Raw genomic sequence first — 21,926 nt, 5'->3', positions numbered from 1 at the left:
AGGCCCGTTACCCTAACGCGGCATCGGCATATCCAACCGTAGAGTAGATATGCCCGGCAGCAAAACCTACTCTTCACTCATCAAGACAGCGCTTGCAGTGATGACGGCGCAAAGCTGGCGGTTGGCCCGCCGACCACCTGGCTTATTCGCGCAACTCGAGCGCGGCAGGAGACACGTATGAGCCTCGATTTCTTAAGCCATCAAGCCATCTTCGACAAGGCCGTCCAGCATCTTTTTCAGCAGCGTCAGGCATCGCTCCTGCCGGGCGGCGGTGGGGCATACCGAGGCTTCTGCGGCGGCTGTCCGATCGGCAACTTCATCAAACCACGTGACTACGTGACGGCGATGGAGGGGGTTCCCGTCCGCTTTGTCAGCCAGGGAAAAAGTGAAGTGCCTGCCTACATGGACGCGGGCGTCGCCGCGCTGAAGAAAGCGCTGCTGCGTTCGAAGATCAACGTCTACGACACCCAGACAGTCAGTCTGCTCAGCTGCCTGCAAAACGTGCATGACATCTTCGGCGTCTGGGAATGGAACGACAGACTGCAGTCCATCGCGCGCCAGTTTGGTCTCAATGCCGACCAAGTCAGGAAAGCTGCTTGAGTCGGCGATCCTGACACCCACCGATCCGGCGATCGACTCGAACAGTCTTCGCCGGCAGTCTTCCCAATCGAAGCAAGCAGCCTTCCCGAGCCATCGTGCAAGACGATATTAGGGAATGCCTAACCTTGAGCCCCCGCCGTACAGCGTCGTAGAATCGCTGCACATCAGCTCGGGGGGGCCCCAGGAATGGGTCTGGCTTCTCGTTACGATTTCAGCCGCGATACTCGGCAACGCCCGGCGCTTTTTCGACAAGCATCTCGCGATGAGGCCAGCGGCCGTCGCGGAATTGTCGTTCAACCCGCGCCATGATCCCGCTCATTTCCGTCAAAGCGCTCAACAAGAGCTTTCCCGGCGTGAGGGCGCTTCACGAAGTCCAGTTTGAGCTCATAGCGGGTGAAGTCCATGCGCTGATGGGTGAGAATGGCGCCGGCAAATCGACGCTGATGAAAATCCTGGCCGGCGTCTACACCCGGGATTCCGGCGAATTCCTCTATGACGGCCAGCCGGTCGAGTTCTTGAGCCCGCGCCAGGCGCAGGCCATGGGCGTGTGCATCATTCATCAGGAACTCCAGTTGATGAATCATCTGAGCGTCGCCCAGAATATGTTCATCGGCCGCGAGCCGCGCGGACACCTCGGCCTGTTCCTCGACGAAGACAAGCTCAACGCGCAAGCGCGCGACATTCTTGCCCGCATGCATGTGAAGCTCGACCCGCGCGCCGTTGTCGGCACGCTCACGGTCGCCATGCAGCAGATGGTCGAGATCGCCAAGGCCTTGTCCTTCGATTCGCGCGTCCTGATCATGGACGAGCCCACCTCGGCACTCAACGATGCCGAGATCGCCGAACTCTTCCGCATCATCAGAGAGCTGAAGAGCCGGGGCGTGGGAATCATCTATATCTCTCACAAGATGGATGAGCTCAAACAGATTGCCGACCGCGTCACCGTGTTGCGTGACGGGGAATTCGTGGCCACCGTCGCCGCCAGGGACACCCACGTCGAAGCGATCATCGGCATGATGGTCGGGCGAACGTTGACCGACGTCGCGCCTTCTCGCAGCGCGACGGACCAAGGCGAGGTCGCGCTCGAAGTCAAGAATTTGAACGCCGGTCCGCTGGTCAGAGACGTGAGCTTCGCGCTGCGCAAAGGCGAGATATTGGGCTTTGCCGGCTTGATGGGCGCGGGTCGCACCGAGGTCGCCCGAGCGGTGTTCGGCGCCGATCCGGTCGAATCTGGCGAGATTGTCGTGAAAGGCGCGAAGGCAACGATCAGGACGCCAAGCGATGCGGTGGCGCGCGGTATCGGCTATCTCTCGGAAGACCGCAAGCGCTTCGGCCTTGCGACCGGAATGGACGTCGAATCGAACATCGTGATGTCCAACTTGCGCAAATTCCTTTCGTTCAACTTCTTCTTGCGCCACGCTCAGATACGCGGGACAGCCACCCAATTCATCAAGCTGCTCGCCATTCGCACGCCCTCCGCGGCGCAGGAGGTGCGGCTGCTCTCGGGCGGCAATCAGCAGAAAATTGTCATTGCGAAATGGCTCGAGCGCGACTGCGATGTGCTGTTCTTCGACGAGCCGACGCGCGGCATCGACGTCGGTGCCAAGAGCGAGATCTACAAACTCCTGCGCTCGCTCGCCGGGCAAGGCAAGGCGATCGTGATGATCTCGTCGGAACTGCCGGAAATCTTGCGCATGAGCGACCGCATCATCGTGATGTGCGAGGGGCGCATCACGGGCGAACTCTCGGCCAGCGAGGCGACGCAAGAGCGCATCATGCAATTGGCAACGCAAAGAGAAACCTTAAAAGCGGCCTAAGCCTCGAGAGACCCATTTCATGACATTGCCATCGGATACTTCAGCGCTGGCTAATCAAGGACGGTTGTCCGGCCTTAGAGCCCGCGTCTTTGCGCCGACCTCAGTGCAAAAGCTGCTCGCGTTCGGCAGCCTGGTTCTGCTGCTGATCTTTTTCAGCTTCGCCTCGCCCGCTTTCATGCAGATGGACAATATCCTCGGGATTCTGCAGGCGACGGCGGTCAACGGCGTTTTGGCGATCGCCTGCACGTTCGTCATCATCACCGGCGGCATCGATTTGTCCGTCGGCACCTTGATGACCTTCACAGCGGTCATTTGCGGTGTGTTTCTGACCTATTGGCATTTGCCGATGTGGATCGGCGTCATCGCTGCGATCGCGACGGGCGCGATCTGCGGAACCATATCGGGAACCCTCACGGCGAAAATGAAAATACCGCCGTTCATTGCCACCCTGGGCATGATGATGCTGCTGAAGGGGCTTTCGCTCGTCGTCTCGGCCGACAAGCCGATCTATTTCACCGACACTGAAAACTTCTACATGATCTCCCAGGATTCGCTCATCGGTCATGTACTGCCGAGCCTGCCCATTCCGAACGCGGTCCTGATTCTGTTTTTCCTTGCGGTCTTGAGTTCGATCACGCTCAATCGCACGGCGCTCGGCCGCTACACATTTGCGCTTGGCAGCAACGAAGAAGCCGTACGGCTTTCCGGTGTGAATGTCGATCGCTGGAAGATTGCCATTTACGGCCTGGGCGGGGCCATTTGCGGCTTCGCCGGGCTGCTCATCGCCTCGCGACTGAATTCGGCCCAGCCGGCGCTAGGCCAGGGCTATGAACTTGAAGCGATCGCCGCCGTGGTCATCGGCGGGACCTCGCTCAGCGGCGGTTCGGGCACGATTCTCGGCACGATCATCGGCGCGTTCATCATGAGCGTGCTGACCAACGGCCTGCGCATCATGTCCGTCGCCCAGGAATGGCAGATCGTGGTGACAGGCCTCATCATCATTCTCGCGGTCTACGCCGATATCTTGCGCCGCAGGAAAGGCTGACGCTACACAGGACAAGATCAAGAAAGGGAGCGCCAAAGGCTCCCCAACGGCTGAAGGTTGATGCCCCACCTTAGGAGGAGAAACCCCATGTTGAGAAGCAGACTGATCAGTGTCGCGGTTGGCGTTAGCGCTCTCGTTGGCGGGACGAGTCTTGCGTGCGCGGATGAGCCCTACATCCCGCTCATCTCGAAGGGCTTCCAGCACCAGTTCTGGCAGGCTGTCAAAGCCGGCGCGGAACAGTCGGCGAAGGAGCAGAACGTCAGGATCACCTTCGAGGGTCCGGAAACCGAGGCCATGGTCGACAAGCAGATCGACATGCTCTCGGCCGCGCTCGCCAAGAAGCCCCAGGCGATCGGCATCGCCGCGCTCGATAGCAAAGCGGCCATTCCGCTGTTGAAGAAGGCGCAGGCCGCCAAAATGCCCGTCATCGCCTTCGACTCGGGTGTCGACAGCGACATTCCGCTGACGACGTGTACGACGGACAATCTTGCCGCGGCCGCACTCGCCGCCGACAAGATGGCCGAGGCGATCGGCGATTCGGGTGAAGTCGGTGTGATCGTCCACGACCAGACCAGCCGAACCGGCATCGATCGCCGCGACGGCTTCCTGAATCAGATGAAGGCGAAGCACCCGAACATCAAGATCGTCTCAGTCCAGTATGGCGCAGGCGACCATTTGAAGTCGGCGGAAATCGCCAAGACGATGATCCAGGCCAATCCGAATCTCAAGGGCATTTTCGGCGCGAATGAAGGCTCGGCGGAAGGCGCGGCAATCGGCGTCAAGGAGTCGGGCAAGAAGCTCGTCCTGATTGGCTACGATTCCGGCAAGGAGCAAAAGGAAGATATCAGCTCGGGCCTGATGGCCGGCGCCATTACGCAGAACCCGGTCGGCATCGGCAAATGCGTCGTCGACTCCGCGGTGAAGGCGCTCAAGGGCGAGAAGCTGCCCAAGAAAATCGACACCGGGTTCTACTGGTACGACAAGAGCAATATGAACGATCCCAAGATCGCAGCCGTGCTCTACGATTGACCGTTGCCGCTCGAGCGCGATGAGAGAGGAAGCGTCGCGGCGCTTCCTCTTTCCTTCTCTCCCCGCATCACAGGGAGAGAAGAATCCGAAGAGGCTGGCAGCCGCCCGTCCCGACAAGATCAACTTTGCCGTGGCGGACCGCCGCGATCAATCGCCCTCGTTGCCTTGACCCTCTTGATGCCGGGACGGCACCATCGCCGGATCGCTCAACAATGCACGGCCGTTCTCCAAGCGGCCAGCAAAGCGCCGCTCGAAGTTCTCGCCTGATACCGTGAAGTCGTACCAGTTGGCGTTGTCCGTGACGTCCCAATGCTGTTCGACAGTCACGCCAGCCGGCACCCGGAGGATCCACGGACCGCCCCGGCGATAGGCGTTTGCGACAACCGTCAGATTGATCGGGGCGTGGCCGCTGTTGTGGGCCTTGATGGACACGGTGGTGTTGTCGGCCTCGTAGCCCACCTCGATCTCTGCAACCGCGCCATTCACACTGCCCTTGAAGGTGCGTACAAATCCGTTCGGGCCGTAGACCCAAAGATCGTAGGCTCCATTGTCCGTCGCCATTGGGTTCCAGTAATTGTCCGACAGCGCCAAGCCGGCTTCGACCGTGTAGCGACGCGGGATTCGGTCAAGATGGTTCTTGTCGTAGACATGAAACACTGCGCCTTGCGAGCCCGTGTTCTGGAACGTGAGCGTCACCGCCCCGTTCGGTTGAACCGAGGCACTCGTATGCAGCTCGTAGGGCAACGCGCGGGAATAGCGCGTACCGGGCTCCTGAAAGAGCGCGGCTGGCGTAGCCGGGGCTGTCGCGGTTGGCAATGTCTTGGACTGGGCTTCGATTTGCTCCCAATCGCTCATGTCGGGCATCGTCGGAAACCTGCCATCGTTCGGATGCGAGAAGTCGAACGCCGATGTCAGGTCGCCGCTGACTGCACGGTGCCATTTGCTGATCGCCGGAATCGTCACGTTGAAGCGCTGTTCGAGGAACAGCCCAAGTGACGCGTGGTCGAAGACCTGCGAGTTCACGAAGCCGCCCCTGCTCCACGGCGACACCACATACATCGGCACGCGCGCGCCCATTCCCCACGGACGGACGTTCCCGCTCGCGGTATCCGTGGCCATCAGGTAGGACGCCTTGTTCACCGCGAAGTACATGCCATTGACGTCCAGCGTCGACTTGCCGGCTAGACTGCCATCGGGGTTATACGACGGGACCGCGGGCGGCGGGACGTGGTCGAACAGGCCATCGTTTTCGTCGAACGTCAGGAAGAAGGCAGTCTTGCTCCAGGTCTCGGGATTGGATGTCAGGGCCTGCAGCACCTGCTCGGCGAAATAGCCCCCGTGTGCCGCGCTCGACGGCGCGCCAGGATGCTCGGATTCCAGCTGGCTCGGCAAGACCCAACTGACTGCCGGCAGCGTTCCGTTGCGCACGTCATTGGCCAGGTCCTCGAGAGACCCATTGCTCATGCCCTTCTCGTAGATCGCCGAGCCCGGCTTCGCGTTGCGAAAGCTGTTGAACGCAAGGCAGCCGTTCATCGCACCGGTCCAGTTGTTGTTCGGGTCCTGATAGATGCGCCAACTGATTCCCGAGCTTTCCAGTACATCAGGGATAGTTGGCCAATTGAACCCGGAGCCCGCATAGGTGTAGCCCGGAGTCGGCCACGTGCCGGTGATCCAGCAACGGAGATTGACCGGCTCGGAGTCGGCATCCGTGCAGTTGATGCCTTGATTGCGTAGCACTGGGTTGTTGTTCGAACCCGAAAAGAATGCGATGCGATTCGGATCTGTACCGGTTGCGACCGAGCAGTGGTAAGCGTCGCAAATGGTGAATGCCTCTGCGAGCGCATACTGAAACGGAGCTTCCTCGCGCGTGTAGTAGCCCATTGACGTCGCCGTCTTGTACTTCGGCCAGTAGCCATAGCTGCCCTGATTCCAAGCTGCCTGTGCATCCGGGAAACTGTGCGGCATATCCGGGATGAGCGCCGCATTCATCGTGTTCTTGTTGAAGCGGAACGGCGTGATTTCCTTAGTGCCGTCGGATTGATACCAGACCGACTTGCCGCTCGCCAGCGGAATGGGAAAACGATCGCCATACCCGCGCACGCCACGCAGGGTTCCGAAATAGTGATCGAAGGAGCGGTTTTCCTGCATCAACACGACAATGTGTTCAATGTCGTTAATGGTGCCGCTCTTGTTGTGTGCCGGGATGGCGAGTGCGCGTTGAATACTGGCGGGGAGTGCCGCGAGCATGGCGGCCGAACCTACGGCGCTCGCGGAACTGCGCAAGAATTGACGTCGATCTATTTTTTGCATTTCAAAGTGTGCGAATAGGTTTGGAGAACAAACTGACTCGAGGTGAGCGAAGAACGCGCGATGCCTGTTCGTTGTCGAGACGCACTGCGCCAACCGTGTAGATCGGCAAGCCGGGTGCAAACATGAACAGGCGCTGCCCAAACAGCGCGAGTCACCGAGGGCGATCAGGCCCATGCATGTCAGGCATTCGAGAACGTTTGTCGTTTTAGCCTGAGGTCGATGACAGCGTTACGTCGCGGGATCATCCGCGACTCGGAGACTACATACCGCGATTGACAGTGAGATGACATGGCGTGGTTGCAGAAGCCGGTGTCGAACGTGGATTGATCAGTTGGCCGAAAATAACTCAAGCGTGGCGGAATAAGCCTTGTCGCGCTCCGCTGCATTGGCTTCAGTAACGTAAATCTGAAAGCCGCCGAGCATCTTGGGATGTAGGTGGTGATCTACTACACTGACTTGAGGTATATCGGGGCATCGCGGTACTGCTGGGATCGCTCCGATGCAACCGATCCCGACACACTTGCAAGCGCTTCAGCCGCACGAGCTGACGCAAGCTTTGTCGCTAACAGGATCATTCGGCCAGCACGGAGCGAATATGCGAGATGAGCACCAAAGAGAAACGCCTCTGCCGCTTGCCGTGACGCTGCGCAATGGGCGCCGTGCCACGGTACGGCCGATCCGCCCTGAAGACAAAGACGGGCTTGAAGCCGCCTTCGAGCACCTCTCCGCGGAGGCGCGTTACACGCGCTTCTTCACGGCAGTGCGGACCCTGCCCGAAAAAGTCTTCGATTCGGCGACCCATCCGGCTCCCGATCGAGAGGTTGCGCTCGTCGCCCTTAGCGATGAAGGGCCCCGGCAAAGCATCATTGGAGGTGCGCGTTATGCCTTGACTCCGGGGAACAATAGCTGCGAGTTTGCCGTGACGCTCGCCGATGACTGGCATGGTTTGGGCCTTGCCCGGCGCCTGATGGAGACGCTGATCGAGATAGCCCGTGCGCGGGGTGTCCAACGCATGGAAGGCTTCGTCCTGGCCGCCAACTCCAGTATGCGTGGACTCGCCGCTCGGCTCGGCTTTGCGGATATGCAATGCCCTGAAGATCCCACACTGCGTGTGGTGACGCTTGAACTATGATGCAGGAAGCCGACAACACGAACTGCTTGGAACGGTCAGAATTCACCGCAAAGGGGTCCAATGAATCCATCGGAGCGTATCGATCAGCTGATCGCAGAACTCACCGATTGGCGTGGCAAAATGTTCGCCAGCATCCGCAAGCGCATCCTCGAGGCCGACCAGGAGATAGTCGAGGAATGGAAGTGGATGGGAAGCCCGGTGTGGTCTCACGACGGAATAATCGCGGTCGCCAACGCCCACAAAGGGAAGGTGAAGCTTACCTTTGCCCACGGGGCAAGCCTCCCGGATCCGGACAAGCTCTTCAACGCGGGCCTCGAAGGCAACATGAGACGAGCAATCGATTTTTTCGAGGGCGACAAGATCAATGAGCGTGCTCTACAAAATCTCGTCCGTGCCGCTGTTGATTACAATCAGATCAAATTGAAGAAAAAAGCGCCTGTGGGTATCCGAGCGAAAATAGACAAGAATAAATCGACATGAAGCTCTAGCCTCTTCTCGCTAATTGCTTGGACAGTCAATGGACAGGCTGTCCGAAAACCCGTGCCCATGCCGCCCGGAGGCGTCGAGCACGGCCTTCAAAGAGATATGAGCCCGCCAGCGTCAGTAGCCCCGAAATCACACCCGTCAAGACGGCCTCGGCAAAGGGGAAGCCGTAATGATTCACATGCGAGTAGGCATCGCCCAGCGTTGTCAGGAAGCCGACAATCAGCGCATTGCCGTACCGGTGCGCGTAGAGCTTTGTCGCCGGCGTGAAAGTCAAAATCACGGCCAGGATTCCGGTGAGCAGACCTGTCTGCAATGCGATCGTCCAGTGGACAAGGCTCGTGATATTGCCCCAGCTACCCGGCATGCAAGTCATGCACGCGCTGGTCGGCTGCCAGAAGCGCTGGATAAACAGACTGACGCGGTGCTTCCAGTCGGTTTGCATCATGCTCTCCCCTTCAATGCGCTTCTCAGGGCTGACGCAGCGATACGTTTCCTTGGGGCTTTACTTCAATCGGGTCTGGAGCACCCCATGCGTAGGGAGCGGACCGATTAGTAAATATTAGGATGTTTTTTGACGGACGCGCTTCGTGACGGCGCACGCAAATGACGGAGATGCCAGCAATCGCTGCCGGTAGGCAATCACGTGCGCGACCAAGACCTTCTGGCTGTATGAGGAAAAGCGGTGAGCGTGGAGCTTCAATGTCATCGGGATTCGCCTCGATAGAGAAAGAAACTCCCACGCGGACGCCGACCGGTTCGACGGTCGGCGTATTGCCCGGATGCCGTCAGGAAGCGCGGCGTACGCGCTTGTTTGCTTGCCGGAACTCTGAAAGGAAAAACTTCAGGCCCCCGACTTGCTGGTCGACGTACCCGCCGCTTGCCATCGATTCGGGCGCGCGTCGGTCTCCGGTGGGCAGATACTCCGCTGAGAAGTCTGCGGTACGAAACAGAATATCCCAGATCGGAAAGACGGCGCCGTAGTTGCAGGAGTTACGACCGGCCGCCCGCAGACCATGATGCAGCCGGTGAAAGCGCGGCGAGACGATGAGCCTGTCGCCAAGCCAGCCGAACGACAACTTGATATTGGCATGGCTCAGGCTTTCGATAAACCGCATGAAAAGGAACAGCAAAGGAAATTGCAGCGGCGGAATGCCGATCGCCAGGCCCACCACGCCGAACCATAGCGCGGCAATCAGATCGTCCAGTAGATGGTTCCGGTCGTCAGACCAGAAACTCATCTGTCGCTGCGCGTGATGCAGCGCATGCAGTGCGTACCAGCTGCGGAATGAATGGGACAGACGATGACGCCAGTAATCCGCGCAATCGAGAATGAGCGCATACGCGACGAAAGTCATGATCGGGTGCCCCAGAAGCGGCGGCACAAGCATTTCCAGGGTCGGCGGAATGTACCCGTGGGCAACCACAAAGCTGTTCACCAGCACCTGCGCCTGATAGAACACCAGGAAACTGACAATGGGTAGTACGCCCACGCGATTGATGATCGTATAGAAAGCATCGACCACCACGGTTTTGCGATCTTCCCATTTTTCGATCGGGAAAAACGCTTCCAGCGGCCAGCATACCGCGTACGTGACTACGACCGCGAAAAACCCGTAGACGCAAATCAGCGCCCAGTCGAATGACAGTTCTTCCCACTCCATCCAGCCAAAGTGATAAAGCACGGGCAAGACAATATACTGATCGATTTCACCGGCAAGGATGCTGAACAATCTGTCAAGATAGATAAACATGGCGTAATGAATTCACAAGGATTCGGCAGTGATCAAACCCGGTCGCCGCATTTCGGTACTGAGAAAAATGCCATGCGGAGAGCGTCCAACATCAATGGTCTCGTAATTTCCACTTATTGGATCCAGTATCGCGACTTGTTCGCGAAAGCGCAGCGTGACCCAGAGCTTGCCATCCGGTGCAACGCTCAAATCGTCAGGTCCTGAGGCGCGGAACGGATAGGTGCGACGAAGTTCAAGGGTCGCGGGGTCAAGCGCCACCAGCGAACCTCCGATCCGGTTGGTCACGTAGAGCGTGGCACCATCCGGGGTGAGAAAGAGATTGTGCGGTCCGACTCCGGTTTTTATTTGCCTCAGCACATTTCCGGTGACCGGATCGACCTCCGCCACATGATCGCTTCCCATCACGCAGACCAGTACTTTGCCGTTGTGCCAAAGCACACCGGCGGGGGTCGAGCCCACGTTCGACTTCCAGCGTATCGTCATGCTGTTCAGGTCGAACGAAACAAGCGTGCCGGATTCCTGCATGGAGTTGAAACTCCAGCGCGAATCCGGCGAGAAGTCCAGATGGCTTGGCATTGAACCCGGCGAGAATCGCTTCACCAAACTCAGATCGTCGGAGCGATAGATGTCGACGTAGTTGAGCCGGAGCGCGTTGACGACGAGGTAGCGATGATCCGGCGTAAAGCCGAGTTGATACGGGTCGGCCACCACCTTATGACCGATTGCGGTACCGTCGTGTGGATCGACAATGAACAGCGCGTTCCCACTGGCGTCCGCGATATAGAGCTTGCTGCGATCTGGCGACAGGGCCCAGTGACTGGGTTCGCGCAGCGTAGGCAAATTACGGACGATCTTGCGCGACATCATGTCGATGACCGAGACGCTGGCCTCACCGGAATTCATCACGATTGCCAGAGCGGGGGCCGCAGCGCTGGCGACGCCAGACCGAAGGGCGAGAAATGGCGACAGACTGACGCTCAAGGGAATGGCGAGACTATGGCCAAGCAGTTTGCGACGTGAAAGCTTCATGCGAATAGGTGTTTTGGAACTCAGCGGATAATTCTGCGGGAGCCCACATTTCGGGGGCGAAACAATAGAGCGTAGCGGACGCCGCTACTATATCGATTCGTTCTTTCAATTCGGCAATCGAGTCAGCGGATTCAGACGAAAGGAACCGCAAGGCAACACGTTGTGAACAAGCAGTTACAACAGGCCGGGAGCAGACGCTCCCTGAGCTTGTGGGCATGCCCAAGCCGTTCGGCGGGAACGGCCCGCGATGCCTTGCCACGGTGAATCACTCGTTCAGGCTTCATACTTGAACGACAACGACACTCGCGCTCGGTATTCAACGACCTTGCCGTCATCGACCTTCATGTCGAGCTTGCTGACTTCGGCCACGCGCAAATCACGTAGCGACCTTCCGGCCATTTCCACGGCCGTTTTTGCCGCGTCCTCCCACGAGACCGAACTGGTGCCGATGATTTCCGTGACACGATAGACGGATTCTGTCTTTTTCTTGGCCATGCTCTCGCTCCTTCGGGTTAGGAGGCGCGAGTGACGCCCCTCGATGATTTCATCATAGGTCGTCTGTCTGGCAGGCGTCGCTTGAATTCGCATGGGGCGCTGGCCTTCGCCCGCGGGACGTCAACGTCGTCACTGCCCAATTGAAGCGCTCGTATGCTGGGCCGCGGATGGCTCCGGTCGGATGTTTTGATTCAGACGGAAGAAATTTCCTGGATCATATTTGTTCTTTACTTCCACGAGACGCGAGTAGTTTTCGCCGTAGGCGGAGCGCAGTCGATTCTCGCCCTCCTCGCCGAGGTTGTTCGCGTAGACGCCGCCGGTCGAGAAGGGTTTGATCGCATCCCACATCTCGTTTGCCCATCGCATAGCGGCCGCGTCGTCCGCCGCATGGTCCCAGATGGCAATCGGAAAGCAGTCGTAGAGGGCATCCCGGTTCACATAGGGCGTCTCCGTTTTCTGTACGCGGGCGATCGCGCCGCCGACCTGCTGCAACACGAGCATCGATGAAGGGGTAGTCGCGCTCGCGTAGACCCTCAGCATCGTGTCGATCGCGGTCTCGGTGAGCTCACGTAGAAATTGCGCCTTCCAATAGTAACGGCGGCCTCGCGGAAAAAAGCTGTCGCCAGCTGACTGTATTTGCAGATACGGGATCGCGGCAAACCGGCTCTCGACCGGTGTTCCATATTCGCTGACTAGCCTGATGAACCGAGCGCCCGCTTTCACAGACCCGGTGTAGCACGCCGAGATACTGAAGAACCGCTCACCAGACGGCGCAGTGACGAGTGCGGCGTCGAGACTGAGTTCGTCTGGAGCCTTGCTGGAAAATGCGTAGTAGAACCGCATTGCATCACGCGCCTGATCGTAGCGATGCAGCACCGACCCCGCCAGCAGTTGCGGCCCGACCGGATGAAGCCGGTATTCGAACGCCGTGACGATGCCGAAGTTGCCGCCTCCGCCGCGCAGGCCCCAGAACAGATCCGGATTTTCGAAGCGCGTTGCCCTCAACATGAGGCTGTCAGCGGTGACGACGTCGGCGCCAATCAGATTGTCACAGGTCAGCCCGCATTTTCGGCCGAGCTTGCCAAACCCTCCACCGAGCGTCAGTCCGGCAATGCCGGTATCGCTGTTGACACCCATCGTGGTCGCCAGACCATAGGCTTGCGTCGCAGCGTCGAACTCGCCGAGGCTAAGACCGGCTTCGGCGCGTGCAACACGGCGCACTGGATCGACCTCGATCCGCTTCATACGCGACAGGTCGATCACGACACCGCCATCGCAAACCGACATACCTGTGACATTGTGCCCTCCGCTGCGCACCGCCACGAGGTGGTTGCCTGACTGGGCAAAGCGAACCGCCTCGATAACGTCGTTGGCATCGGCACAATAGACGATCATCGCCGGCCGCCTGTCGACCATGCCGTTCCATACCTTGCGGGCCTCTTCGTAGCGAGGGGCACCCCGAATGACGGCTTCACCGCGCAATTTCTCGCGAAATCGAGTGATATCCCATTCCGGCGAGTCGAGACTCAAACCGGAGCCCTGATGGGGCTGACGCACGTCCATCGAAGCGCCTCCTCGAGTTCAGCACGGGTACCGGTTGCCCGTCTACCTTCCGCGGATCCTCTCATAGGCTGCTGCGTGTGGCAAAATCAAAGAACTCAGTTACCAGATGACATTCATTCATCTAGGAACGTCATGAGAAAGCTGCTTCCGTTGCGGTCTCTTCAGGCCTTCGAAGCTGCGGCCCGACACCGGAGCTTCAAGGCTGCGGCGGCGGAACTCGGGGTGACGCCAACGGCGATCAGCCATCAAATCCGGCTGTTGGAAGATGTGTGCGGTCAAAGTCTCTTCCAGCGGCATCCACGGCCTCTTGCCCTGACGAGTGCCGGCGAGCGACTCTTCCCGCAGCTGCGAAACGGCTTCGACACGCTGACACATGCTGTAGCGTCGCTCGCTGCGCCGCCTGATCCAAGGCCCCTTCGCGTGACGAGCCCCAATGCTTTCGCAAGCCGATGGCTGGTTCCGCGTCTGCCGAAATGGCGGGAGATGCATCCGGATATTTCACTGGAGATCATCGGGACCGACGCGGTTCTGGATCTGCGCGCGGGCGACGCCGACCTCGCGATCCGCTATGCACGCCTCATGCCTGCTGGCTTTGCAGCGCAGGAGGTTTGTCGCGATGCGTTTTTTCCGATCTGCAGTCCTGCGCTGCTTGCAACGGAGGACGGCCCGATCCAGTGTGTTGCGGACCTGCTGCGGTTTCCGCTCATTCATTTCGACTGGATGAACCGTGATCCGGAGGCGCCGACCTGGCGGAAATGGCTTGCGACGGCGGGCACGATTGATCTGGGCCTGAGGGAAACCGACAAGAAATGCGCTCTCAGTTTCCGTGAAGAATTGCACGCTATCGATGCCGTTGTCGCGGGACAAGGGATCGCAATTTGCAGTGACGTCGTGGTCAGTCACGAACTGAAGTCTGGCGTGCTGGTCAAGGCACATTCCTTGTCTCTGCAAGGCTATGGCTTCTACCTCGTATCGATGGCTCACCACCCCCGGCAGGCGGCGATCGATGCTTTCTCAGCATGGATGAGATTGGCAAGCTGATGCAGCTGCCTCGGCCGCGAGTGGAATCCGGCTATACGATTCGGCGCGGCTGGGTCATAGCGGCCGAGAAACATCTCCGTTTTCCGGACAAGAAGGAGACTTTCAGTTTCAATGCGTCGGCGGTACTTACGGATCAGTGCCGGCCCCTCCCAATGGATTGTCCGCGTGAGCCGGTAGGGAAAACTGGAACACGGCACCGCGAGGCACGTTCGGTTTCGCCGAGAGACGTCCCCCATACGCGTCGATGATCGAGCGGCAGATCGACAAGCCCATGCCCAGGCCACTCGCCTTAGTCGTATAAAACGGATCGAAGACGCGGTTGACCGCATCGGCCGGCAGTCCCGGACCGGTGTCCGACACGGCGATCGATACGCCCTTACTGGAGTCTGTGGCCGTGCTAACCAGCAACGCGCCCTCTCCCTCGCTCGTTGCGCTCATCGCTTCGATGGCGTTGACGATCAAGTTGAGCATCACCTGTTGCAACTGCACACGGTCTCCGCGAACGCGCGGCAAACGCTCTTCGAGTTCTGCCTGCACGGAGATGCCGTACCTCGACGCTTCACCACGCGTGAGCTCAATCACTTCGCGGACTGCCTCGTTGACGTCGACGCTGTCCTTGCGCGGGGGCGCTTTCTTGATGAGATCACGAATTCGCCCAATGATGTCGCCAGCCCGCGTCGCGTCATCGACGATGCGCTCGAGTGCTTGCGTGGCCTCATCGATATTGGGCGTCCGCGCGCCGAGCCAGCGTATCGCGGCCGCAGCGTTGATCGCCGCCGCGCTGATCGGCTGATTGACCTCATGCGCAATCGAAGCCGTGAGCTGCCCCATCGTCGCGGCGCGGTTCGCGTGCGCAAGCTCCGTCTGCACCTCGCGCAATTCCGCTTCCGCTCGTTTGCGCTCGCTCAGATCGAGCACGAAACCGACACCTTGGGTTCCACGCTCTTCGAACATCGCCACGCCGATGAGCACCGGCACTCGGCTGCCGTCCTTCCTGAAGTACTCCTTCTCGAAAGGCTGCAATGTCCCCCTCTCCTTGAGCACGGGTACCCACTCTCGTTTGTCGCGCTCGAGCCATTCGGGCGGCGTGAGCTCGGTCCAGCGCAGACGCCCCGATATGAGATCGTCACGGTCGTAGCCCACGATCCGCAGAAACGCGTCATTGGCTTCGAGAATCCGACCTTCGAGCTCCCAAATCAATATGCCGACGATGTTTGCGTCGACGAGGCGCCCGATCTTCGCTTCGCGTTCGGCGAGGTCGCGGTACAAGCGGGCGTTCTCCAGCGCGATCGCGGCCTGCGAGGCGAGCAGCTTCAGCACTGCAATGCGCGTTGGGGAAAACACGCGGGGTGCGAGGCTGTTCTCGAGGTAAAGCACGCCGATCAGCTTTGCCTGCGCGAGCAGAGGCAGGCAGAGAATGGAGCGCGCCCGCTGCTGCCGGATGTAAGGATCGGCGGCGAACGGGGACTCGGTCGAGGCATCATCGAGGATCACACTTTCCCCGGTGCGCAGGACATAGTGGAGTACGGCCTCCGGCAGCGCGGCGGCGGCCACGGCCTCGTCGCGCAGGTGCACGGTCACCGTGTCGCCACGGGTCGTAGCTTCCGCCGCGATCCGCTGCGCAGCCCCTTGCGCAAGAATTAACAGAACTCGCTCGGCGCCCGCCTGCGTCATCGCCGTGCGCATGAGCGTGTCGAGTAGTTTCTCCAAAACGATTTCGCCCGAGACGGCTTGCGACACCTTGATCACAGACGCGAGGTCGAGGTGTTCGACCGGCGTCCCGATCGTGCTCGTCAGACCTGGAATTGGCTCTTCCTCTCGCAGGTAAGGATACAACTCATCGAGCTGCCGCACCTTGCCGTCGGCGCCCCAACGCACGAAAGCATAGCGGGCGTCCCGCAAATACATACGGGCAATCTTCTCAAATCCGCGCGCCGCATAAAACCGCGCGGCGAGTTCGTTGGCGATCCCTTCACTATGAACGAAGCCGTTGTCGCGAGCCGAGCGGATGGCCTCTTCGTAAAGATACTCGGCATCGAGCTTGCGGCCGTCAAGGCGCGCGATCTCGGCCGCTACCAAAGCGTGCTTGTCGCGGAAGGTCGCCGAGCAGCGCTCGGCCCACTCTCGAAGCTGGTGCAGATGGGCAGTCAGGTCCTCGCGCGACTCGCTTTGCCTGCCGGGTGGAACCGTCTCGTAGACCGCCGTCATCGCGAGCGCGGTGTAGTAATGGTAGTCGAGCAACTGGATGTGGGCGTCTGTCGACCAAAGAAGCGCCTTGGCTTTCCGGGCTGCGGCGAGGGCCGCCTCGTAATCGCCGGACATGAAACGTGCCTGCAGTTTGAGAATCCAGTACCAAGCGACCATCGTGGCCATCCGGTCCGCGGTGAGTTGCGCCTCAAACGCCTCCTCATCGAACATCGCATCGCTGAACGTGGAGAAGTGGGCGGTCCGTCCTCGCATGTTGTCGATGAACCGCTGCTGGCTCACGATGATGTCGACCACGTCGCGGAACTTGGCCTTTCGCGCGAAGTCGAGACCGCGCTCCGACTCTTGCCACACCTCGTCGAGGTGATCACCTCGCAAGAGAAGGTCCGTGATGGTGTGGTTGCAGCTGTAGCAGGCGTTGGACAAGTCGCCGGTTTCGATACCGGCGCGGAAGGCCATGCGAATGAAGTCGATGGCGGCTTGCGGCGGCTGCGTCCAGAGGGCCGCCATCTCCGTCGAAAAGTAGGTCCTCGCCTTGTAGACGACAAAGCTGTGCCTTTCGACAAGATCACAGGCAAGCCTGCAAAAGCGGTCGCCGTCGCTGTAGCGATGGAACATTGGCCCGAGAATGGCGCCGAACCATGCGTAGCCGTATGTGGACGCGTCGGTCGTTCCATACCTCAGGGTGATGTTCACCATGTGGCACAGGTGCAGGCATGCCAGGTTGATGTCGGCGGTGAAGTACGCAGGCGCGTTGAGGACCGACAGCACGCGCATAGCGGCCTGCATGTCCGGATTGGTCATGAGTGGCAGGTCGATCAATCTTTCAATTGGGCGCCCGCCGATACCGCTCCAGATCTTCTCGTACTCGGCCTGAACCTCTTCGTGCGCCGGGTGCGGCCGCATCTCGATGCCGAAGAGGCGCAGGCACTCCAGGGCGCTCTCGATCGCCTTCGGATACTCCGACTTCATGACATGGAGGTCGACCTTGAGGCGGTAGGCCGCCGCCTTGTCGATCTTTGACGCGCCTCTCGCCAGCAGTTCCGAGATGAGCTGCTCGGCCTCGTCAAAATTTCCGTTCAGGTACTCGCATTCCGCGCGTTCGAGCCACAAGCCGAATGCGAGTTCGTAGCGGCTCGTCCAGCCCGCGCGTCCGAGCACGGCCATCCCGGCGCAGAGGTAGTTGCGCGCCGACGCATACGCCGTCGACGCCTTTGCGCGCTTTCCGGCGTTCAGGTTGAGCTCGGCGAGCCGCTCACGCTCCTCCTGTTCGATGATCAGGGCCGCGCCGCGGTTGAGCTGACCCACGATCTCGAAGATCATTTCCTGCAGCTGCTCTGGCGGCGTCTGCGCCGCGAGCAACCGGCCAATTCGCAGATGCGCCGGAGCACGTGATGCTTCCGGGATCAGTGAATAGGCGGCCTCCTGGACCCGGTCGTGAACAAACTTATATGAGTCCTTCAGCCGCTCAACCAGATCCAGGAGAACGGCCTCCGACAGAGCGGTATGGACGTGCTCCTCTGACGTCCCAATGGCGATCGAAAGCATGGCGATCTCGGCGGTATGGCCGATACAGGCCAGTTGCTGCAGCGCCGCCTGCGTTTGGACCGGCAGGCGGGTGAGTTTCCCGACCATCAGGTCCACGACGTTGTCGGCGTATCCCTTGGCATGGATGCGATCGAGATCCCAGGACCAGCGCGCCGCTTCATGATCGAAGACGAGCATGTCCTCTTCGACGAGCGAGGCAATGAACTGAATCGCGAAAAACGGATTGCCGCCAGTCTTGTCGTGCACCAGTTGCGCGAGCGGCGCGGCACGCTCCCGCTCGCAGCGAAGAGCGTCCGCAATGAGCTGCCCGAGATGTTCTCGGGCGAGCGGCGCAAGCGTGATCTCCGTGACCTTTCCGCCGGCAGCCTTGATGGCGCCGAGCGTGCGCATCAGCGGATCGGTGGCAGTGACCTCGTTGTCGCGATAGGCACCGATCAGCATGAGGTGCTGCAGATCTGAGCGGGTCAGCAGATCCTCAATGAGATCGAGCGTCGCCGCGTCGAGCCACTGCAGATCGTCGAGGAAGAGCGCCAGGGGATGTTCTGCCTGAGCGAAGACACCGATAAACCGCCGAAACACCCGCTGAAAACGCCGCTGCGCGTCCTGTGGCGGAAGCTCCGGGACCGGTGGCTGTTCTCCGATGATGAGCTTCAGCTCGGGAACGACATCGACCATAAGTCGGCCGTTCGGGGCGAGGGCCTCCAGAAGTCTGTCGCGCCAACCGCTCAGTTCGGTGTCGCTCTTGCCGAGCAGGGGGCGCGCGAGGCTTTCAAAGGCCTGAGCGAGCGTCGCATAGGGGATGTCACGCTTCAACTGGTCGAACTTGCCCGCGGCAAAGAGCCCGCGGGGCGGTACCAGCGCCTTGTGCAGCTCGTTGACGACCGAGGACTTGCCAATGCCGGAGTATCCGGAAACCAGCACCAACTCGGGCGGTCCGTTTTCGACGATGCGATCGAAGGAAGTCAGCAAGGTTTCGACTTCGCGCGATCGCCCGTAGAGCTTCTCCGGGATCATCAGCCGGTCGGGCCTGTCTTGTTGGCCGAGTGGGAACGCCTCGATGTATCCGTGGGCTTCCCACTCGGTAAGGCAGCGTTGCAGATCGCGCTCGGCGCCGCCCGCGGTCTGGTAGCGCTCCTCGGCCGTTTTGGCGAGTAGCCTCATGACGATGGCCGAGACCGCGGCGGGGACGTTTTCCGAGCGCTCACTGGGCGGCACGGGCTTGCGCGCGATGTGACAGTGCACCCAATCCATGGGATCGGCCGCGGTGAACGGCAGCGAGCCCGTGAGCATCTGGTAGAACGTGATGCCGAGCGCGTAGAGATCGCTGCGCGCGTCGATCGAGCGGTTCATACGCCCGGTTTGTTCGGGGGCCATATAGGCGAGCGTGCCGGCGATGGTCTCCGGTGGCTCGGGGGCCTGCCGCTCGCGAGGCAGGCGCGACGCAATACCGAACCCGGTGAGTCTCACCTCGCCATTCGCGTTCACGAGAATGTTGGCCGGCTTGAGGTCCTTGTGGATCAGGCCACGCTGGTGCACTTTCCTGAGCGCGGCGGCAATGCTGATGCCGAGGCGCAAGAAACGCCCCACTTCCAAGGGTGCCGCCAGGAGTCCGGCGAGCGGTTCGCCGCCCGGGTCCTCGAGCAACAGGAGCGTTCGACCGCCTTCACGCACCAGTTCCAGCGGCCGCGCCGCCCATGCGTTTTCGAGTTCGTTCTTCAGGCCGTACTCGTGCGTGAGGCGCTCGAGGCTCGCTGAGCTCGGGTGCTCGGCGGTGGGCTGCGCGGCTAGCACGACGATTTGCCTGCCGTCAGCCAGCACGCAGCATCCCCGGGAGACGGCATGTTCGCCGTCTTCCCATAGGACCTGAAAGCCGCTATCCCCAAGCGCGCCGAACCGCAAAGACGGACCCAACTGGTGGCCTCCATCGTCAAACCGGTTGCCGCTGTCGGGCGACAAAGCCCTCATCCGCGCCCGCCAGACCGCAACAAAGTGAGTCTGCCACAGCTGAGTAGACGTGTGTCTGCGCGATTTGTCCGAAAAGTGTGTGATTGACGTACAACTTTGTCGGAAAACCGCGTGTTTGAGAGGCCGCCACCACGAAGGCACGGATAGGTCAAAACAAAGCGCTGTTCCAGTATCGGCCGCGGCCCGTCGCATCCCTTACGCGCAAGGATGAGTTCCCTCCCCTGCTCGCTGCAGCAATGCTCGAAGCGGCTTTTCTTCCATCGGTCGGGGATTCCCGTATGGGTTGGAAAGCACCACTGAGATTCGGGTACTCGCAGACGTGTGTCAGTCGTCGTCCGTTCGCCTTCACATGGCCTGACCGAAGGAAATTGGTATCACGAACCCGGCGGAGATCCGGCGCTTCTTCCTTATATTCAAACCGTTATTCATTATCTACAACTCAAAACTTATCGTAGTCGCAAAGCTCCTATAAGAATCTTCCAAACGATCATTTGTCCCGCGCTAGTGCGTAACTGATACTCAATGGCAATCACATGATCCTGGTTTTGCAAGACGGCTAACGCGAGCGCAGGTCGTCCTTTCCAGGGCGAGCGTTGGCGGCAGCCTCCTGAATCGACAACAACAACGCGTGGAGACCCGATGCAAAAGTGGAATGACAGCAAGCGCGACTTACAGCAACTGGAGAGTGCTTCACGCAGACGCTGGCTGCAACGCGCGGCCTGGACTTCAGGGGCGATGGCCACCGGCGTGGGAAGTTGGGTCATACAGCCGGCATGGGGTGCCGACGCAGGTCCGATCAAGGTCGGCATCGCAACCGATCTGACCGGTGCCATGTCTTATGCGGGCGGGGCCGATGCCAACGTCGCGAACCTGGTAATCAAGCAGATCAATGCGGCCGGCGGCTTGCTCGGCAGGCCCGTTCAACTTCATATAGAGGACACGGCATCGAATGAGACGACTGCCGTTTCAAACACGCGCAAGTTGATTCAGCGCGACAAAGTCGATGTCGTGATCGGCGGCGTCACGAGCGCGACGCGCACGGCAATCCAGGACGTCATCGTTGGGCGTGGACGCACGCTGTATATCTATCCGCAACTATACGAAGGCGGGGATTGCACGCCGTATCTGTTCGCCACGGGACCCACCCCTGCCCAGCAGGTCGATCCGCTGATTCCTTGGTTAGTCGCCAATGGCGGCAAGCGCTTCGCCTTGCCGGCAGCCAATTACGTCTGGCCGCACAAACTCAACGAATATGCGCGTGGTGTGATTCAAGCGCACGGCGGCGAAGTCGTGTTCGAAGAATACTATCCGCTCGATCAGGTCGAATACGGTGCAACGGTGAATCGCATCATCAGGGAGAAAGTCGATGTGGTGTTTTCGACCATTATTCCCCCGGGTATCGGTCCGTTTCTGAAGCAGTTACGCACGGCCGGCTTTCTGGCGCGTGGCGGCCGTCTTTCGGTGCCGTACTACGATGAGAACACGCTGGGTATCAGCCCGAAAGAGGACATTGAGGGTCTCGCGACTTCGCTCGACTATTTCCGCGCGGTCGCGAAGGAGGATCCGATCAGCGCGCAGATCCAGTCGGAGTACGACAATGCCTATCCGAATGCACAGCACCTGTTCTCTGCCGGCAGCGCCGCGACCGGCACGTACCGCGCATTGAAGCTCTGGGAAGTGGCGGTGCGAAACGCTCACTCGGTCGAACGCGAGCCTGTTGCGGCGGCGCTCGATCATGCGAAGATTGCCCGTAGTCCCGGTGGGCCCGCCGAGTTCGTTCCCGGTGAGCGTCATACGAGATTGCGGATGTATACGGCTGTCGCAAAGAACGGCCAATACGAAATCGTCCAGCGCTCCAATGGCCTGATTGACCCCAAGACATGCAGTGTCTGAACCTGCCGGAGCGCCAT

Annotated in this window: 15 protein-coding genes; 8 read left to right on the top strand and 7 right to left on the bottom strand. The window is 60.1% G+C overall.

Annotated elements, in window-relative coordinates; genetic code table 11:
• The first annotated feature begins 177 nt into the window (after positions 1-177).
• The 4 genes from HV670_RS20580 (at position 178) to HV670_RS20565 (ending at position 4,491) form a co-directional block, all read left to right on the top strand.
• The gene (locus HV670_RS20580) at positions 178-600 is read left to right on the top strand and encodes a hypothetical protein (RefSeq protein WP_175106721.1); all 423 of its coding nucleotides are present in this window, start codon (positions 178-180) and stop codon (positions 598-600) included.
• A 305-nt stretch (positions 601-905) separates the two neighbouring features.
• Entirely contained in the window at positions 906-2,417 is a 1,512-nt protein-coding gene (locus HV670_RS20575; RefSeq protein WP_175106720.1) for a sugar ABC transporter ATP-binding protein, read from the top strand.
• Between the two features lie 19 nt (positions 2,418-2,436).
• Positions 2,437-3,462: an ABC transporter permease gene (locus tag HV670_RS20570; RefSeq protein ID WP_175106719.1), complete on the top strand. Its 1,026-nt coding sequence runs from the start codon at positions 2,437-2,439 to the stop codon at positions 3,460-3,462.
• An 87-nt stretch (positions 3,463-3,549) separates the two neighbouring features.
• Entirely contained in the window at positions 3,550-4,491 is a 942-nt protein-coding gene (locus tag HV670_RS20565; protein ID WP_175106718.1) for an ABC transporter substrate-binding protein, read from the top strand.
• A gap of 147 nt (positions 4,492-4,638) precedes the next feature.
• Here the strand turns inward: HV670_RS20565 and HV670_RS20560 are convergent, their stop codons facing one another.
• On the bottom strand, positions 4,639-6,801 hold the full coding sequence (locus tag HV670_RS20560; RefSeq protein WP_175106717.1) for a phosphocholine-specific phospholipase C: 2,163 nt from the start codon (positions 6,799-6,801) through the stop codon (positions 4,639-4,641).
• A 637-nt stretch (positions 6,802-7,438) separates the two neighbouring features.
• On the opposite strand from HV670_RS20560, the gene HV670_RS20555 reads away from it, so the two are divergent.
• Both HV670_RS20555 and HV670_RS20550 read left to right on the top strand, forming a co-directional pair.
• Positions 7,439-7,933, top strand: a complete 495-nt coding sequence (locus HV670_RS20555; protein WP_343054480.1) for a GNAT family N-acetyltransferase — start codon at positions 7,439-7,441, stop codon at positions 7,931-7,933.
• Between the two features lie 60 nt (positions 7,934-7,993).
• Positions 7,994-8,413, top strand: coding sequence for a DUF1801 domain-containing protein (locus HV670_RS20550; protein ID WP_175106715.1), 420 nt, complete (start codon positions 7,994-7,996; stop codon positions 8,411-8,413).
• Positions 8,414-8,447: 34 nt separating this feature from the next.
• On the opposite strand, the gene HV670_RS20545 is transcribed toward HV670_RS20550, so the two are convergent.
• From HV670_RS20545 to HV670_RS20525, 5 genes are all read right to left on the bottom strand, one after another.
• Complete coding sequence (locus HV670_RS20545) at positions 8,448-8,861, bottom strand: hypothetical protein (RefSeq protein ID WP_175106750.1); 414 nt, start codon at positions 8,859-8,861, stop codon at positions 8,448-8,450.
• Positions 8,862-9,204: 343 nt separating this feature from the next.
• Complete coding sequence (locus HV670_RS20540) at positions 9,205-10,170, bottom strand: sterol desaturase family protein (protein WP_175106714.1); 966 nt, start codon at positions 10,168-10,170, stop codon at positions 9,205-9,207.
• A gap of 12 nt (positions 10,171-10,182) precedes the next feature.
• The gene (locus HV670_RS20535; RefSeq protein WP_175106713.1) at positions 10,183-11,199 is read right to left on the bottom strand and encodes a YncE family protein; all 1,017 of its coding nucleotides are present in this window, start codon (positions 11,197-11,199) and stop codon (positions 10,183-10,185) included.
• Positions 11,200-11,472: 273 nt separating this feature from the next.
• A complete protein-coding gene (locus HV670_RS20530) occupies positions 11,473-11,694 on the bottom strand; it encodes a dodecin family protein (protein ID WP_175106712.1) in 222 nt (73 codons plus the stop codon).
• A 129-nt stretch (positions 11,695-11,823) separates the two neighbouring features.
• Complete coding sequence (locus HV670_RS20525; protein WP_175106711.1) at positions 11,824-13,257, bottom strand: FAD-binding oxidoreductase; 1,434 nt, start codon at positions 13,255-13,257, stop codon at positions 11,824-11,826.
• A 75-nt stretch (positions 13,258-13,332) separates the two neighbouring features.
• On the opposite strand from HV670_RS20525, the gene HV670_RS20520 reads away from it, so the two are divergent.
• Complete coding sequence (locus tag HV670_RS20520) at positions 13,333-14,298, top strand: LysR substrate-binding domain-containing protein (protein WP_246257758.1); 966 nt, start codon at positions 13,333-13,335, stop codon at positions 14,296-14,298.
• A 126-nt stretch (positions 14,299-14,424) separates the two neighbouring features.
• Here HV670_RS20520 and HV670_RS20515 read toward each other — a convergent pair whose 3' ends face one another.
• On the bottom strand, positions 14,425-19,962 hold the full coding sequence (locus tag HV670_RS20515) for a trifunctional serine/threonine-protein kinase/ATP-binding protein/sensor histidine kinase (protein ID WP_246257755.1): 5,538 nt from the start codon (positions 19,960-19,962) through the stop codon (positions 14,425-14,427).
• Positions 19,963-20,655: 693 nt separating this feature from the next.
• On the opposite strand from HV670_RS20515, the gene HV670_RS20510 reads away from it, so the two are divergent.
• Positions 20,656-21,909: a substrate-binding protein gene (locus HV670_RS20510; RefSeq protein ID WP_175106709.1), complete on the top strand. Its 1,254-nt coding sequence runs from the start codon at positions 20,656-20,658 to the stop codon at positions 21,907-21,909.
• The last annotated feature ends 17 nt before the right edge of the window (positions 21,910-21,926 follow it).

Source organism: Pararobbsia alpina, from assembly GCF_902859895.1.
Taxonomy (GTDB): domain Bacteria; phylum Pseudomonadota; class Gammaproteobacteria; order Burkholderiales; family Burkholderiaceae; genus Pararobbsia; species Pararobbsia alpina.
The sequence above is the reverse complement of the archived record's forward strand: the minus strand, read 5'-3'. Positions and strand labels throughout refer to the sequence as shown.